The sequence below is a fragment of the Enterococcus sp. AMC1252 genome (assembly GCF_058216515.1).
In genome coordinates this window covers 1,163,437-1,179,553 of record NZ_CM177097.1, presented here as the reverse complement: position 1 = coordinate 1,179,553, position 16,117 = coordinate 1,163,437, and the positions used below count along the sequence as shown (strand labels likewise).

The following is a 16,117-nucleotide window of genomic DNA, read 5'->3' as shown; positions in this document are numbered from 1 at the left end:
ATTAGTCTCTCCTTTGGGAAAGTGATTTTGAGATTCTTTTTGCGATAATGACTGTCAAAAATGCTTTGATAGCATCTCCTGGAATGAACGCCAAACTACCTAGCAAGCTTTTTGACAATGATACATTTGATAAAATACTGACACCCACGGCTCCACAAAAATCAATAAATAAAGCACCAAAAAGGAGCGTAATTCCAAATGCATAAGCAATATTTTGGTTATTGGGATTAAACTTTTCAGTCAACCAACCGATAAAGAATGTTGCAAAGGGGTATGCTAAAAGATATCCTGCCGTAATACCGAAAAAGACAGTCATTCCACCCCTTCCACCTGCCAAAATCGGAAAACCTATTCCAACAAGTAATAGAAAAAGCAGCGTGGCAATTGTTCCATTTTTTTTCCCGAGAAGTAAACCGCTAAGCATAAAACCAGCATTTTGAATAACAATTGGCACGGGTAGAAGACTAATTGGGATTGGTGGAAAAAAGCCTAAAACAATAATAATACTGATCATAATAGCTATTTTCGTTATATCTTTTGTTTTCATTCGTTCCCTCCAAAATATAAACATTTTTTATACAATTAAAAATACTACTTCCACAAACTAATGTCAACCAAAAACAAAAACAAGTTAACTGTATTCCCGTTAATTCCTCAGCTTTTTAGAAATCAATCAATAAAAAAACACATTAAAATAAAATTACATGTCTTTAGTTGTTTTTCCTGTTGAGAATGATACAATAAAGTAAAAATTACTTTTATCTAATTTAGAGAGGATGAATAACTTGACACACTTTAGTTCAAAGGAAGAAGAAAAGCAATACTATGAACAACAAGCCGATGAAGCTGATTTTCTAAAATGGTACCATCAACAAGAACTTCCTGAATACGAAAAACCTTCTCTGACTGTGGATATTGTCTTGATGTGTTATAACAAAGAAGAAGACCAATTGAAAATACTCCTAATTAAACGAAAAGGACACCCTTACAGAAACTCTTGGGCTTTACCTGGTGGTTTTGTAAACCGCAATGAATCAACTGGAGAAAGTGTGTTACGAGAAACAAAAGAAGAAACTGGAGTAATCATTTCTAAAGATAATATCGAGCAGCTCCACAGCTTCAGCAGACCCGATCGGGATCCTCGTGGCTGGGTAGTGACTATCAGTTATTTGGCGTTTATCGGTGAAGAACCATTGATCGCTGGAGATGATGCAAAAGAAGTACGATGGTTTACGATGGAACGTAATGACAGCACCCTTTCTCTTACAAACAGTGATGTAGAAATTATTTTAGATTTAAACACAGGTGCATCTACTGGAAAAGATACCTTAGCTTTTGATCATAGCGAAATCATTTTAAAAGCATTTAATCGAGTAGCGAATAAAATGGAACATGATCCACAGGTACTTCAAGTTTTAGGTACAGATTTTACTATTACAGAAGCTCGCAAAGTTTTTGCTAAGTTTTCCGGCATCGATTATAAAACGATTGATCACTCGAATTTTAAAAAGGCGATGCTTCATCATTTTGAAGAGATCGGCGAACGCCCTGTAGGAATCGGACGTCCTTCGAAAATTTATCAGCTAAAACCTGAGGATTCATATAAAAAATAACTATTGATAAGAAAGGTAAGTGACATGGTCGTATATTTAAGAAAAGCTGTGCCCTCGGACCTACCAAAAATCATGGAAATCATTACATCGGCAAAACAACTCCTCCTTGATAAAAATATTCCGCAATGGCAAAATGGTGAAGGTCCCAGTGAAAAGCTATTAAAACAAGATATTATGCTACAACAGTCTTATGTATTAATTTTTGATCAATCCATAGCGGGTTTAGGAATTCTTACGACCACTATTGAACTACCTTATGAAAAGATTACAAAAGGCCAGTGGCAACAAATTAATCAACCCTATGCAACAATCCACCGAGTAGCTCTTGATCCGACTTATCAAGGGAAAGGTTTGGCACTACTTCTAATGAATTATCTCATTACTACGGCTAGATTAAACGGCTATCTAGATATTCGTATTGACACACATCCCCAAAATAAAACGATGCAACAACTAATAAAAAAAGCTGGGTTCACTTACCAAGGAGAAATTTTGTTGCCTGTCACTGATGGTAAGCGAGTCGTTTATCAATTAGTATTAACTTAAATAAAAGCACTAAAATAAATTACCTGTATCGTAATTTGTTTTAGTGCTTTTATTGATTTGTCATTCCTTATCATTGTGTATGTATTTATTTCATTCGATTAAAGACTGTAATTTCCCTTACAATAAAATAGGAAGATGAGTCAAAACTAAAAATCCGTTTTGTCTCATCTTCCTGTTCATTTATTTTACAATCTGTTTCGCAATAAAGCTTGAATATTTTACCTGACCATCTACATTTGGATGAACCCGATCATCATAGAACCATTCATCATGCGCATTACTATAATTATACCAATCAATAACCACTAAATTTTTATATTTCTTCTTCATCGTTTCTAGCATAGCATTGACTTCATTTTGCCATCTGCGTGTTGGTACCCGAACATTAATCCAATAAACTTTTCGTTTAGAACCGATTGCTGTCATAAACTCATCAAATTGAGCTTCAGTAAAGGATCCATTCGTTCCTAGTCCAACTAAAACATTATTTTTCAATAATTTTTCTTTATCTAATTTTTCGATGACCGGTGCACTGGTATACAACTGTCTGCCAACTTCACCATCCACAATCATCTTAGGGAAAATTTCTTGTAAACCAGCAGCCGCATCAAGAATAACCGAATCTCCAAAAGCCGTAATTTCCATTCCTTGTGCCTTCTTGACTTCTTCTGCAGTTAAATCAAAATTCCCTTCTGGCACAACCGTTGACTGTTTTGTCGACTCTGTTGTTTTACCTTCATTTTTAGCTTTTTCCTCTGCTTTTCTTTGATCTGCTCTCTTCTTATTGGCTTCAATATTTTTTTGCAACTGTTCTTGTTCTGCTGTTACTTCATTAGAAGGCGCAACTCCCAACGCAAAAAGTGCAAAACATGATAAAACCACACTAATTAAGGCAGTTACCTTAGGCACTGATATCCACGGTTTACGAAAGAAATCTTTAATTGCAAACCAAGTATATTGATAATAAAATTTGCCTAGTGGTTTTTCAATAAAACGATAGGAAAGTTCACTGATTCCTAAGATCAATGCAATTTCAATTAGAGAGTGAAGAAATACATGGTCGCTTAGATTTTTTATTTTTGCTTCATAAAAGATCATGACTGGAAATTGGTACAAATAAATTCCATAACTTCTTCTTCCAAACCATGTAAATACTGGATTTGTCAGCCATCGATTTATATCTGCTCCTGGATGCGCTGTGACTGCAACTAAAATCGTAGCAAAAATACTGACAATAAACATTCCCCCATAATACACAAAGGAAAAATGATCTGCTAAAAATAAAAAAGAAATCAATAATACAATTAATGAAGCAACACCGACACCGTTCAGCAATGTTTTTGCTTTTATCGGAATTTCTTCTTTTAAGCGGAAGCTCGGCCAAACAAAAGCCAGAGCACTCCCCATCAATATAGAAAACAGTCTTGTATCCGTTCCATAATAAACTCTCGTTGGATCAGATCCAGGAGTATATAGAACTGCCATCAGAATACCTGAAGTGACAGCTAGTGACATAATCAAACCAAATATTTTTCCGCTATGTTTAACATACCTTTTAAGAACAATAAATAACAATGGCCAAATCAAATAATTCTGAGCTTCAACCGCTAATGACCAAATATGAGTAAACGGTGACTGTGTCGTAAAACGATCAAAATAAGAAAATCCTCTAAAAATTTGCCACCAATTATTATAGTAAAATACGCTGCTGGCGACGACGCTTCGTAAGTTGTTCAGTAAATCTCTTTGAAAAAACACAATATAGGCAGATGCCGTTACGAGCATAGCAATTAAGCCTGGGTAAAGGCGTTTCATCCGACGAATATAAAATCCTTTAACATCGATTGTTTCAGTTTGAAGCCATTCTTGTCTTAGCAAATCGGTAATTAGGTATCCGGACACCGCAAAAAAAATGGGAACGCCTAAATAGCCCCCACGCATTATATTAGGGAACAAGTGATAGAGAATCACGCCGACAACCGCAATAGTTCGAATCCCATCGAACCCGGTAATATAACGGCGATTTTCTAACCTTTTTTTATTATTCATTTATATTCCAACTTTACTTATATACTTTTTTTTATATTTCGAGTAATTTTTAACAAAGGAACCATGATTTAAAATTGACAGATGATAGAAAAAATAAGTCGTATTTGACCCAAAAGGAGGTCCGTAGAAGTGTAAAAAAATTTCTATCTGGCTCATGTTCTTTGACGGTCGTTGTTTTTTCTGACCGATTTAATGTAGTAAGTTTAATATACGTTCTTTCGGAACAAATGGCAAGAACTCTCTCTCTTTTTTTTCAACTTTTTAAGCAAACTTTAGATATTTTTATCAAAAAAAAGATTGGACAATATGCAAGAATTTAATCTTGTCTATTATCCAATCTGATAGAACCTATTTCATTGTTACTTTATGGAGCGTTTTCCAATGTCCAAATAATATTTGCGCTATAAAGTTTATTGAAATTTCCTTGTAAAACCGATAGCATAATTTTTTTATCTTCAAAAAAATCAACTGTTGTTTTTCCATAGATAGCTTTTGTTTTTCTAAATACTTCTGTAGTCATTTTGTCATCGATTATTTTCTCCACCCAATTACCGTGTTCATCTTTTTCTTGGAAAAAGATACCGCCAATCATTAAATTGCCTTCATTCGTTTGTAACGGTCGTTCCAATTGAGCGAATAAGCGCCAATCATTTGCCATAAAACGTGTATCGTTCACAGAAATTTGTATATTATTTTCAGATTTTATTTTTTGTTCCTTGGAACGGATCATCACTTTTCCAAATGACATATTTTTTGGTAACTGATCGAAAACTAAATCTCCTGCTGTCAAATTAATAGTGATTTCCTTTTTCAAATTACCGACCTGAAACGTGATTTTATGAATTCCAGGTTCTCGTACAAGGTTCTTTTTATCGATTGTTACTTGCGTAATAACATTTTTTCCCTTAATAATATCCCAAGCGGATACTTGACTTTGCTCTAATAAAAATTTTCTTTGTGCTTCTTCAGTTTCCGGGTAATAAACGGCTTCAATCGTAAAATCTTTTGCATCTAGTAAATAGTTTTCATCTAAGACCGTTTTTCCATCTCTGATGACTATGGGAACTAGTATAACTGTTTTATTTTTTGCTGCATCTGTTAATGTAATTTCTGCTGTTGTATACCCGATTTTTGATATGTCTGGGCTTTTGGTTTGGGATATTGACACTTGTTCAACCCCAGCATTATCAGCAATTCCAACAACTAGTTTTCCTATTTCAGGCAATTGCTCACCTAATGTTAATATTTGTTTCACTGGCGTAGCTGTTGGCGGCATTGTATCTGCTACGGTTTGGCTCGTTGATTGGATACTGACATTTCCTGCATCATCTGTAGCAGTCACATAATATTTTTTATATGGCGTTAAAGGTCTTTGTGCTTCTGGAATGTTTATTGTATACTGCCCATCGGCTCCTGATTGACCAGAAATAATTAAACTTTTATCTTGTTCATCATAGATATTGACTGTGGACTGATGTTCAGCAGTACCTGAAATATTGTTATCAGTATCTTTTAACGGATTAATAGTTGGCTGAGTTGGCGATGTTGTATCTTTGACAACGGAGTTTACTGTTGCTACCTTTCCATTCAACATACTGTTGACGGTCAATATCTCTCCAGCTTTAAAGTAGGTATTTTCTGGTAAGGTATACTGGAAACTACCCGTTTGATCTGCTCGAATGTGATAATTTGTTTGATCCTGCTCCACCTCAGAACTCAATTGACCTTCTGAAAACGATTGAAAATTACTGCTGAAGTGTAAGAAAGCATTTGGAGCTGTTTTTCCTCTAATTGTATGGCTTGCTGATTGTGCCGGATTATCCTCCAAAGTATCTATCGTTAAAGACATAGTGATATTATCTAGTAACTCTTGCGCTGCTGCTAACCTAGATGTAGCTTTATCTTTATCTGCGGTTGATAGGACATCCGCGTAAACAACTCTTTCATCTTTTAAAATATCAATTTTTTTCTGGGTTGTACTTAACTTTAGTTCAGTTCGTGTCTCATTTGTAAAAAGAGCATCTATACGAGCAAGAAAATTTAATACTTCTTCCGTAATATCAATTAATTGTATATTTTTAAATTCAACACTTGTATAAGTGTCATTTGCTGAAGGTGCATAAAAAAACACCTCTTCAGAAGTTGACTTAGCGATAAAACTCTTTTTTTTATTAATCCAACTGTTTTTTTTTGGGAAAAACCACCAGTTTTTTATATGATCACTATTCATTTCATAGTATATGTCATCCGCAAATGACGAATCATTATTAAATTGCGCATCAAAGGAGTATAAGTAATACTTACCAACATCAATCGTTACTTTTTGACTAGCTCCAACTTTAGGTGTAATCCAATAACTTGTAGTTTCTGAAACAACACCGTAGTCCCTTTGAAAGTTGATAGCGTATAACCCTTCATTTGTTAATTTTGACTGCCCCCAACCAGTAATCTGTATCAGTTCAGATGTTAAAAAACTATCTCTTTTAATTCTTTTTCTGCCACTCTCTGAAGTGATTTCAGATGTGGGAACCCATTTATTAGATAATAATAAATTTTGTTTTGCAACAGATTTTGTTTGCGCTATTTCTGCTTTGACTAGAAAATTACTACTATTAATTTTTTGATAATATTTATAAGTAAAAAAAAGTATTGGTATTAAGATTAAAATTATGATAGTTGAAACTCTTTTTTTTATAGTATTATTCATATTTATCCTCTCGAAGAGATATTTAATTAATAATACTTTATTTTCAACAATTATAAAACTCCAATTGTGATTACTTTTCTGTACAAAATACTATAATAATTTTTTTCATGTTTTCTCATTAGATTACCTCTACTTATTCTAAACAAGTAGCGCATACAATGATGGGTTATCACTTAAGTCAATATACTTAGGATCGAACTCTGACATTTTCTGCAATAAATTGGGTAGTTCTTCTTTATCTTTCAATAAAATGCCTAATACAACAGGTCCAGTACCCCGATTAACTTTTTTAGTATACTCAAAACGAGTGATATCGTCATCTGGGCCTAAAATATCTGTAACGAACTCTCTTAAAGCACCTGGACGCTGAGGGAAATTGATAACAAAATAATGTTTTAGTCCTTCAAAAATTAATGAACGTTCTTCGATTTCTTCCATTCGGTTGATATCGTTATTGCCACCACTAATAATACAAACCACGTTTTTCCCTATAATGTCGTCTTTAATCAACTCTAATGCTGAAACACTTAAGGCACCTGCGGGTTCTACAACGATTGCTTGTTTGGTGTAAAGCTCTAATATCGTTGAACACACTTGACCTTCGTCCACTGCTAATAACTCATCAACAAACTCAAGAGCATGTTCATATGTTAGATCTCCAACTTGCTTGACTGCTGCTCCATCTACAAATTTTTCGACACTATCTAGCATTACTGGTTTTCCCTCATTAAATGCCGCCCGCATTGATTGAGCTCCGAGTGGCTCTACACCAACCACAGCTGTAGTTGGACTGATACTTTTTGTATATGTCGAAACCCCACTAACTAATCCGCCTCCACCGATTGCTGCCAACAAGTAATCAACTTGAAATTCGGACTCTTTTGCTTCTTGAAATATTTCAACAGCTACCGTTCCTTGCCCAGCCATAATATTTAAATCATCAAAAGGATCAATAAATGCTTGATTATTGGTTTTGGCGTATTCTTTGGCAGCTTTAGCAGATGCATCAAAGGTATCGCCAATTAATTTTACTGTTACTTCATCTCCGCCAAAAAACTTCACTTGAGAAATTTTTTGTTGAGGTGTCGTCGTTGGCATAAAAATCGTAGCTCCGACTTTCATTTCATGACAGGTAAAAGCCACTCCTTGCGCGTGGTTTCCGGCACTGGCACAAACAACACCATTTTTTAGCATATCATGAGGAGTTTGTTTAATCGCATAATACGCTCCTCTTAATTTGAATGAACGAACTTTTTGTAAATCTTCTCTTTTTAAATAAACGTTGCATTGGTATTTTTGTGATAGGTACATATCATACTGCAATGGTGTTTTTGTCACTACATCTTTTAGCGTATCATATGCTTCTTCAACGTTTGTTTTTGTTAGTTTCAACAAATTCTCCCCACCTTTATATGTAATTAAAAGAGACTGAGATAGAAGCATTTAGCTATTTTCTCAGCCTCTTATTTACTATTTATTTTTAGTCTTCTCTTGAAACGAAAGGCATCATTTTACGTAATTCTGCTCCAACTTTTTCAATCGGGTGTCCAGCATTTTCTTTACGCATTTGATTGAATTCTTTAAAGCCGTTTTTATTATCATCGATAAATCCTTTAGCAAATTTACCGTTTTGAATATCTGTTAGAACGTCTTTCATGTTTGCTTTTGCTTCCGCCGTTACAACACGAGGACCTGAAACGTAATCGCCGTATTCCGCAGTATTTGAGATAGAATTACGCATTTTCTCAAATCCTCCTTCATAAATAAGGTCAACAATCAATTTCAATTCATGACATACTTCAAAATAAGCTAGTTCTGGTTGGTAGCCAGCTTCGGTCAATGTTTCAAACCCTGCTTCAATCAAGCTGGTTAAACCACCACATAATACTGCTTGCTCACCGAATAAATCTGTTTCAGTTTCTTCTTTAAAGGTAGTTTCTAGTACTCCAACGCGAGTAGCACCAATTCCTTTAGCGTAAGATAAAGCAACATCGCTCGCTTTACCTGTCGCATCTTGATAAACAGCAAATAAAGCTGGTACTGCAAATCCTTCTGTAAAGGTACGACGAACAAGGTGCCCTGGTCCTTTAGGAGCAACTAAGAAAACATCCACATCTTTTGGTGGGTTGATTACATCAAAGTGAATATTGAAGCCATGACCAAATGCTAACGCATTGCCAGCTTCTAAATTTGGTGCAATTTCATTGTCATAAAGATCTCCTTGAATTTCATCTGGAGCTAAAATCATGACTACATCTGCTTTTTTAGATGCTTCTTCAACTGATAATACATCGAAACCATCATTACGAGCAGCTTCTGCTGATTTCCCTTCACGAATTCCGATGATTACTTGATTGCCATTATCTCTAAGGTTTTGCGCATGTGCATGTCCTTGTGAGCCGTAACCAATAATTGCGATTGTTTTTCCTTCTAATTGATTGTTTTCTACTGAGTTATCATAATATACTTTTGCCATTGTTGAACCCTCCAAATTTTTTATGCTTATAAGCGTATGCTTTAAGACCTGTTTTTAGTTGTTGCCTCTAGTAAATCCTGTAACACCTGTTCGAGCTAATTGTTTAATGCCGTAAGGTGCAACGACATCCACGAAAGCACTGATTTTTTCGCTAGTGCCTGTAACTTGAATCACGACAGAGCGTGTCCCAACATCGATTACATTCGCTCGAAATGGATCGATCACCGAAAATAATTCGGCGCGAACGGCTGCTGGTGCATTGACTTTGACTAGTGCCAGCTCTCTTTCCAAATGCGCTTCATCTGTTATGTCGGAAACTTTGATCACATCGATTTGTTTATTTAATTGTTTTGTTACTTGTTCACTTTCCTTTAAATCTGCCACTTGGACAACGATGGTGATCCGTGAAACATTATCTAATTCTGTCGGACCTACCGAGATACTATCAATATTGACTTGTCGTCGTGTCAGCACACCACTAAAGCGATTTAAGACACCGGAATTATTATTGACTGTCGCTGTAATAATACGTCTCATTTTAGTCCACCCCCAGCATCTGATAATTTGCTTTGCCCGCTGGAACCATTGGTAATACATGTTCCGTTGGTGATACCATGACTTCAATCAACAAAGGCCCTGTCTCCTTAAATGCTTCTGTTAATTCAGCTTCTACTGTTTTTGGATCTTCTATTCTAATTCCTTTGATATGATAAGCTTCTGCCATCTTCACAAAATCAGGTTGCGTTTCGAAAACTGATTCTGAGCGACGTTCATCGAAGAAACTTTCTTGCCATTGACGTACCATCCCCAATGACCGGTTATTTAAAATCACGATTTTGATTGGAATATTGTATATATTTAAAATAGCTAATTCTTGGTTCGTCATCTGGAACCCGCCATCACCAACAAAAAGGACGACTTCTTTATCAGGACAGCCTAATTTTGCGCCGATTGCAGCAGGAACACCATACCCCATTGTTCCTAAGCCACCGCTTGTTACAAGTTGCTTTTCATTTTTAAATGGATAAAATTGAGCGGCCCACATTTGATGCTGTCCTACATCAGTTGCAACGATTGCCTCGCCTTCTGTCAATTCACCGATAAATTCTACAACTTTTTGCGGTTTGATTTCCGCTTTTTGTTCTTTATCATATTTAAATGGATGTCTTTTTTTCCTTGAAAGATTAAGCTTTTTCCAATCTTCAGTATCTACGCATTCTACCTCGATTTTTAACATTTCTTTTAATGTTTCTTTGGCATCAGCCACGATTGGAATTTGCGTTTCGATCGTTTTACCAATTTCGGCTGGATCAATATCAACGTGAGCAACCACTGCATTAGGAGCAAATTCTTTTGGCGCACTGGCTAACCGATCATCAAAACGGGAACCTATGTTGATCAAAAAATCGCAATCCGTCAATGCCATGTTTGCTGCAAACGAGCCATGCATACCGCCCATTCCTAGAAAAAGCTCATTATTTGTCGGTACTGCGCCTAATCCTAGCAATGAGCTTAACGCTGGCACTTGATACTTGTTAATGAATTCGACTAGATCTTTTCCTGCATCCGCATGCAAGACTCCTGCGCCAACTAATACCAATGGTTTTTTGGCAACCGTTAATGCCTCCATCAACTTTTTCACTTGAAGTTTATTTGGTTTCACTGTTGGCTGGTAACTTGGTAAGTTTAGTTTGACCTCAGTATCTGCATCAGTTTCCATGATGGTTATATCTTTCGGTAAATCGATCACCACAGGTCCTTTTCTACCAGTCGTTGCTATATGAAACGCTTCTTCTATGATCCTCGGTAATTCTTTTGTTTCCCTAACTTGATAATTATTTTTGGTGATCGGCATTGTCAGCCCGATAACATCTGCTTCTTGAAAAGCATCTTTGCCAATGCCATCTGTAATTACTTGTCCAGTGAAAACAATCATAGGAATCGAATCACTCATTGCATCAGCAATACCCGTAATCGCATTTGTCGCACCAGGACCACTAGTAACGATAACAACGCCTGGTTTGCCAGTCGCTTTTGCATATCCTTCAGCTGCATGAACAGCACCTTGTTCATGTCTTGTCAAAATATGTGGAATATCGCCATCATATAATGCATCATATAGAGGAAGAACTGCTCCACCAGGATATCCAAAAATCATCTCTACTTCTTGCTTCAACAACGCATCAATTAAAATCCTTGAACCATTTTTCATTTTTCCCTGTTGTTCTGCCATGAGCTTCCCTCCTCTAGTCTAGCAAATCTTCTGGAATCTGCATGATTCCTCCTGTATGAGCTGATGTTACCAATGCCGTATATCTAGCTAAGTATCCTGTTTTTACTTTTGCTTTAAATTTTGGCAATTGGTCATTTCTTTTAGCCAACTCTTCATCTGAAACATGCAATTCTAATGTTCGATTTGTTAAATCAATTTCAATTTCATCGCCATCTCTAACCAGTGCAATCGGACCCCCAGCTGCTGCTTCTGGCGAAATATGTCCTACTGCTATTCCACGAGTCGCTCCTGAAAAACGACCATCCGTAATCAGAGCAACATCTTTCCCTAAGCCTCTTCCAACAATACTAGACGTTGGTGCTAGCATTTCTGGCATTCCTGGTCCACCTTTAGGCCCTTCATAACGAATAACTACAACATGACCTTTTTTTACAGTATGATCATCGATTGCTGCCACCGCTTCATCATGAGAGCTAAAACAAATTGCTTTACCTACAAACTTTTTGATTGATGGATCGACTCCACCAACTTTGATGACACTGCCTTTTGGTGCAATATTTCCATATAAAATGGATAGACCACCAACAGGACTGTAAGGATTTTCTTTTGGGTGGATAACTTCTTCATTTTTGATTACTGCATCCTGAACATTTTCACGAATCGTTTTCCCTGTAACGGTGATACGATCCGGATGGATTGCATTCCCTAAATCTACCAGCTCTTTCATAATAGCTGGAACACCACCGGCTTCATGAACATCATGCATTGAGTAAGCAGATGATGGCGCAATTTTAGATAGGTAAGGAACACGTTCAGCGATTGCGTTGACTTCCTCTAAGTTGTAGTCGATCTCAGCTTCATTGGCGATTGCTAAAGTATGCAATACTGTATTAGTTGAACCGCCCATCGCCATGTCTAGTGCAAAAGCATCATCAATTGCTTCTTTGGTGATGATATCTCTTGGCTTCACTTGATTTTTGACTAAATCCATCAAATGAAAAGCTGATTTTCTAACAAGTTCTCTCCGTTCATCTGATACAGCTAGTATCGTTCCATTACCTGGCAATGCCATTCCTAAAACTTCCATCAAACAATTCATAGAATTGGCTGTGAACATACCAGCACATGAGCCACAAGTTGGACAAGCATTTTGTTCCATAAAATTAAATTCTTCTTCCGTCATCTTACCTTCTTTAAATGTACCGACAGCTTCAAACATATTAGAAAGTGTGGTTGTATGTCCTCTTGGATCAACGCCTGCTTTCATAGGTCCGCCTGAACAAAAAATTGCTGGGACATTCGTTCGAACACTTGCCATAAGCATACCTGGAGTTATTTTGTCACAATTTGGAATGTAAAAGACTCCATCAAACCAATGGGCATTGATCACTGTCTCTGCCGCATCTGCAATGATTTCTCTACTAGGCAGTGAGTAGCGCATACCAATGTGTCCCATAGCAATTCCGTCATCTACCCCGATTGTATTGAATTCAAAAGGAATACCTCCAGCTTCACGGATTGCTTCTTTGGCAACGTCAGCTAACTCTCTTAAATGCACATGACCGGGTACAATATCAATATAAGAATTACAAATTGCTATAAACGGCTTCTGCATATCTTTGGCATTTTTTACTTGACCCGTTGCATAAAGCAAGCTTCTAGCGGGGGCAGCTTCAATTCCTTTTTTTATTTGGTCACTACGCATTTCTCATCCACTCCAATTCAATTGTCTACAGAAGAGCTTGATTTTACTCTTCTGATTCATTTTTGTATTTACTTCACTTGCTTCTCTACAATACTTTTTACAAAAAAAGACATCCCATTAATTAATGGGATGTCTTAGTAAGAACCCCATCTACCAAAGACAAACAGGACTCAAACATCTGCGAAATTTCTCAGTGTTCTAAGTCCTACACGATAAAATAATGACTAATACGTGATTGTTGTTTGTCTTTTTCATGGCAATGGTCTCCTCTTTTAAAAAATCTATAAAGATTAAAATAGCATGTGATAAATAAAAGCTTTTGTTAACTATATACCTAATAAATGAGAATGTCAATAAAATTTGATAAAAAGATTCAGAAAATTCTAAAAACAACAGCAAAGCCTTTCTTACTTAATGTTTGATAATCAATAAACATAGTAATTTACATTGTGTACAAGGATGAGATATGCTAAAGTGTAGGGGTTGTAACCGATTTATTTTTATTTAATTGAAAAGGAAGATGAGTTATTTATGAAAAAAACAACTGCAATTATTATTTCCATGGTTAGTATTCTATTATTTGGAGGATGTACAGCTAAAGAAAATAACGTGAATTCAAATGATACAAAAGTACTTTTTGAAAAAGCGGATCTGAAACTGTCTAATATTGAAAAAGAGATAACCGATAGTTATACAGATGATACAAAAGAATTCATAAAAAAAGAAGTCTCTTTAGAAAAAATCAACGAATTAGAAAAACAACTTAAAAATCTACCTCAAGATGATTTTGAATCTATCGACAATAAAAATAAAGTTGAAGAGTATACGAGTCGCAAAAAGAACGTGACTGAAGAGGTTCCTGCTTTGAAAGATAAGTTCACAAATTTATCAGCAAAAGAATTAATTACTCGCTTCCAAACAGAAGGATTGGCTGTCCATTACGTACAAGAAATGAAAAAACCGCAAGATTTTGGTGCAGCACCAACTTATGCTAAATCTGCCTATATTTTTGGTGTTGAAGAAGATCCATTCTACGCCGATAGCACTGATATGACAGACAAATACAAAAATGCCAGAGTGATGACTTTTGAAAAATTAGATGATTTAACTAAGACAAAAAGTTATTATGACGAATTGGGTCAACAATCAGGCATACTCTATTCTCATACATTTGGGAATGAGACACGCTTTTTCCTAATTCAAATGAACGGGGATATTCCACAAGAAACATTTGATTTATATAAGAATAGTTTAGCTGAATGGAAATAACAAAAAACTTCTGAGACTCTGTTTATGAGTCTCAGAAGTTTTTTTAGTTTCTTTGAAAATAATACAAAGGCTTGTGAGTCAAACGTTTCATTTGTCTTTTTTTATCTTCAATAATAGAAAGTAATTCTTCTGAAAAACTTTCTAAGATCAAACGCCCGCCTTTATAAGTACTGCCACCCATTGAAATCACTTCGTCTGGTGTTAAAATAACTTTTCTATGAGCGATTTTCTTGAAAAACTCTTCTATCAAGTAAGTTGGCAAATAAAAATTATTTTGAGCTGAGAAAGATTCTAAATAAATAAAATCGTCAATACTAATGTAACAATCATCCATAGATAGGAAATTCACGGATTTATCTACATAAATATCTCTTTTTTGTAGAATTTCATTAATTTTTTTGTTCAAAAGATTCAGTGTTTCTATTTCTTTGACAAAATTTTCTAGTTCTCGATAACGTACTGCTTTGCGTTCATCATATGTTACACGTAAAGCAACACCAATCGATACAATAACTGCGCCGATCAAAACGCCAGTTATCCCTGCAATAAAAACAACCATTCGGATTCCCTCACTCTTTTCATTCTTATTTTTTCAGTATAACATACTCTTTCACAAGCGCAAAAAAATAAGATAAAAAAAACAAAGGATTAACAATGAATTTCATATAAGTTTCATTTCTATTTAGCAAGCTGATTATACATTTTTTTCAGTGCATTAAAGTTGACCTTTATTGACCAATAAAGTATACTTTTTTTAAGCATTAAGGTATGCTTTGTGATAAAATGATTTGAAGAGTTTTTTATATAGGAGGAATATACTATGAATTTAATACCAACAGTCATTGAACAATCATCTCGTGGAGAAAGAGCGTATGACATTTATTCACGATTATTAAAAGATAGAATCATCATGTTAAGTGGTCCGATCGATGATAATGTAGCTAACTCAGTTATTGCACAACTATTATTTTTAGATGCACAAGATTCTGAGAAAGATATCTACATTTACATCAATTCACCTGGAGGCAGTGTTTCTGCTGGATTAGCGATTTTTGACACAATGAATTTTGTAAAAGCAGATGTGCAAACAATCGTTCTTGGAATGGCAGCTTCTATGGGAAGTTTCTTATTAACAGCTGGTACAAAAGGCAAACGTTTTGCTTTACCTAATGCTGAAATCATGATCCATCAGCCATTAGGTGGCGCTCAAGGTCAAGCAACAGAGATCGAAATCGCAGCAAAACATATTCTTGATACCCGTGACCGCTTAAATAAAATTTTGGCAGAACGCACTGGTCAACCACTTGAAGTCATTGAACGAGATACAGATCGTGATAACTTCATGACTGCTCAACAAGCAAAAGAGTACGGTTTGATCGATGAAGTGATGGAAAATAGCAGTTCTTTAAGCAAATAATAGCCTACTTGCCCAAAATTTCTTTTGAAAATTTTGGGCATTTTTATTTAAACTAGCGACAAAAAGCGCTACACTTAGGATTAGAAGAAATGAAAGGATGTT

General features: G+C 35.7%; 13 protein-coding genes. 4 read left to right on the top strand and 9 right to left on the bottom strand.

The window, feature by feature from the left end; translation table 11 throughout:
• Nucleotide 1: 1 nt before the first annotated feature.
• A complete protein-coding gene (locus AC4BB5_RS05445; RefSeq protein ID WP_490458357.1) occupies nucleotides 2-547 on the bottom strand; it encodes a biotin transporter BioY in 546 nt (181 codons plus the stop codon).
• A gap of 238 nt (nucleotides 548-785) precedes the next feature.
• On the opposite strand from AC4BB5_RS05445, the gene AC4BB5_RS05440 reads away from it, so the two are divergent.
• Complete coding sequence (locus AC4BB5_RS05440) at nucleotides 786-1,613, top strand: NUDIX domain-containing protein (protein ID WP_490458356.1); 828 nt, start codon at nucleotides 786-788, stop codon at nucleotides 1,611-1,613.
• Nucleotides 1,614-1,637: 24 nt separating this feature from the next.
• Complete coding sequence (locus tag AC4BB5_RS05435) at nucleotides 1,638-2,159, top strand: GNAT family N-acetyltransferase (RefSeq protein WP_490458355.1); 522 nt, start codon at nucleotides 1,638-1,640, stop codon at nucleotides 2,157-2,159.
• A 180-nt stretch (nucleotides 2,160-2,339) separates the two neighbouring features.
• Here AC4BB5_RS05435 and AC4BB5_RS05430 read toward each other — a convergent pair whose 3' ends face one another.
• From AC4BB5_RS05430 to ilvD, 7 genes are all read right to left on the bottom strand, one after another.
• Nucleotides 2,340-4,208, bottom strand: coding sequence for an acyltransferase family protein (locus tag AC4BB5_RS05430; RefSeq protein ID WP_490458354.1), 1,869 nt, complete (start codon nucleotides 4,206-4,208; stop codon nucleotides 2,340-2,342).
• A gap of 364 nt (nucleotides 4,209-4,572) precedes the next feature.
• Nucleotides 4,573-6,915, bottom strand: a complete 2,343-nt coding sequence (locus AC4BB5_RS05425; RefSeq protein ID WP_490458353.1) for an Ig-like domain-containing protein — start codon at nucleotides 6,913-6,915, stop codon at nucleotides 4,573-4,575.
• Nucleotides 6,916-7,053: 138 nt separating this feature from the next.
• Complete coding sequence (ilvA, locus tag AC4BB5_RS05420; RefSeq protein WP_490459030.1) at nucleotides 7,054-8,307, bottom strand: threonine ammonia-lyase IlvA; 1,254 nt, start codon at nucleotides 8,305-8,307, stop codon at nucleotides 7,054-7,056.
• Between the two features lie 88 nt (nucleotides 8,308-8,395).
• Nucleotides 8,396-9,391, bottom strand: a complete 996-nt coding sequence (gene ilvC / locus AC4BB5_RS05415; RefSeq protein ID WP_086312186.1) for a ketol-acid reductoisomerase — start codon at nucleotides 9,389-9,391, stop codon at nucleotides 8,396-8,398.
• A gap of 54 nt (nucleotides 9,392-9,445) precedes the next feature.
• Entirely contained in the window at nucleotides 9,446-9,928 is a 483-nt protein-coding gene (ilvN, locus tag AC4BB5_RS05410; protein ID WP_490458352.1) for an acetolactate synthase small subunit, read from the bottom strand.
• 1 nt (nucleotide 9,929) lies between these two features.
• Nucleotides 9,930-11,624: a biosynthetic-type acetolactate synthase large subunit gene (ilvB, locus tag AC4BB5_RS05405; RefSeq protein WP_490458351.1), complete on the bottom strand. Its 1,695-nt coding sequence runs from the start codon at nucleotides 11,622-11,624 to the stop codon at nucleotides 9,930-9,932.
• 13 nt (nucleotides 11,625-11,637) lie between these two features.
• Nucleotides 11,638-13,329, bottom strand: a complete 1,692-nt coding sequence (gene ilvD, locus AC4BB5_RS05400) for a dihydroxy-acid dehydratase (RefSeq protein WP_490458350.1) — start codon at nucleotides 13,327-13,329, stop codon at nucleotides 11,638-11,640.
• 531 nt (nucleotides 13,330-13,860) lie between these two features.
• On the opposite strand from ilvD, the gene AC4BB5_RS05395 reads away from it, so the two are divergent.
• Nucleotides 13,861-14,598: a hypothetical protein gene (locus AC4BB5_RS05395; protein WP_490458349.1), complete on the top strand. Its 738-nt coding sequence runs from the start codon at nucleotides 13,861-13,863 to the stop codon at nucleotides 14,596-14,598.
• A gap of 43 nt (nucleotides 14,599-14,641) precedes the next feature.
• On the opposite strand, the gene AC4BB5_RS05390 is transcribed toward AC4BB5_RS05395, so the two are convergent.
• The gene (locus tag AC4BB5_RS05390) at nucleotides 14,642-15,157 is read right to left on the bottom strand and encodes a hypothetical protein (RefSeq protein ID WP_490458348.1); all 516 of its coding nucleotides are present in this window, start codon (nucleotides 15,155-15,157) and stop codon (nucleotides 14,642-14,644) included.
• 261 nt (nucleotides 15,158-15,418) lie between these two features.
• Here AC4BB5_RS05390 and clpP point away from each other — a divergent pair, with 261 nt between their 5' ends.
• Nucleotides 15,419-16,015: an ATP-dependent Clp endopeptidase proteolytic subunit ClpP gene (clpP, locus tag AC4BB5_RS05385; RefSeq protein ID WP_010760682.1), complete on the top strand. Its 597-nt coding sequence runs from the start codon at nucleotides 15,419-15,421 to the stop codon at nucleotides 16,013-16,015.
• Nucleotides 16,016-16,117: the final 102 nt, after the last annotated feature.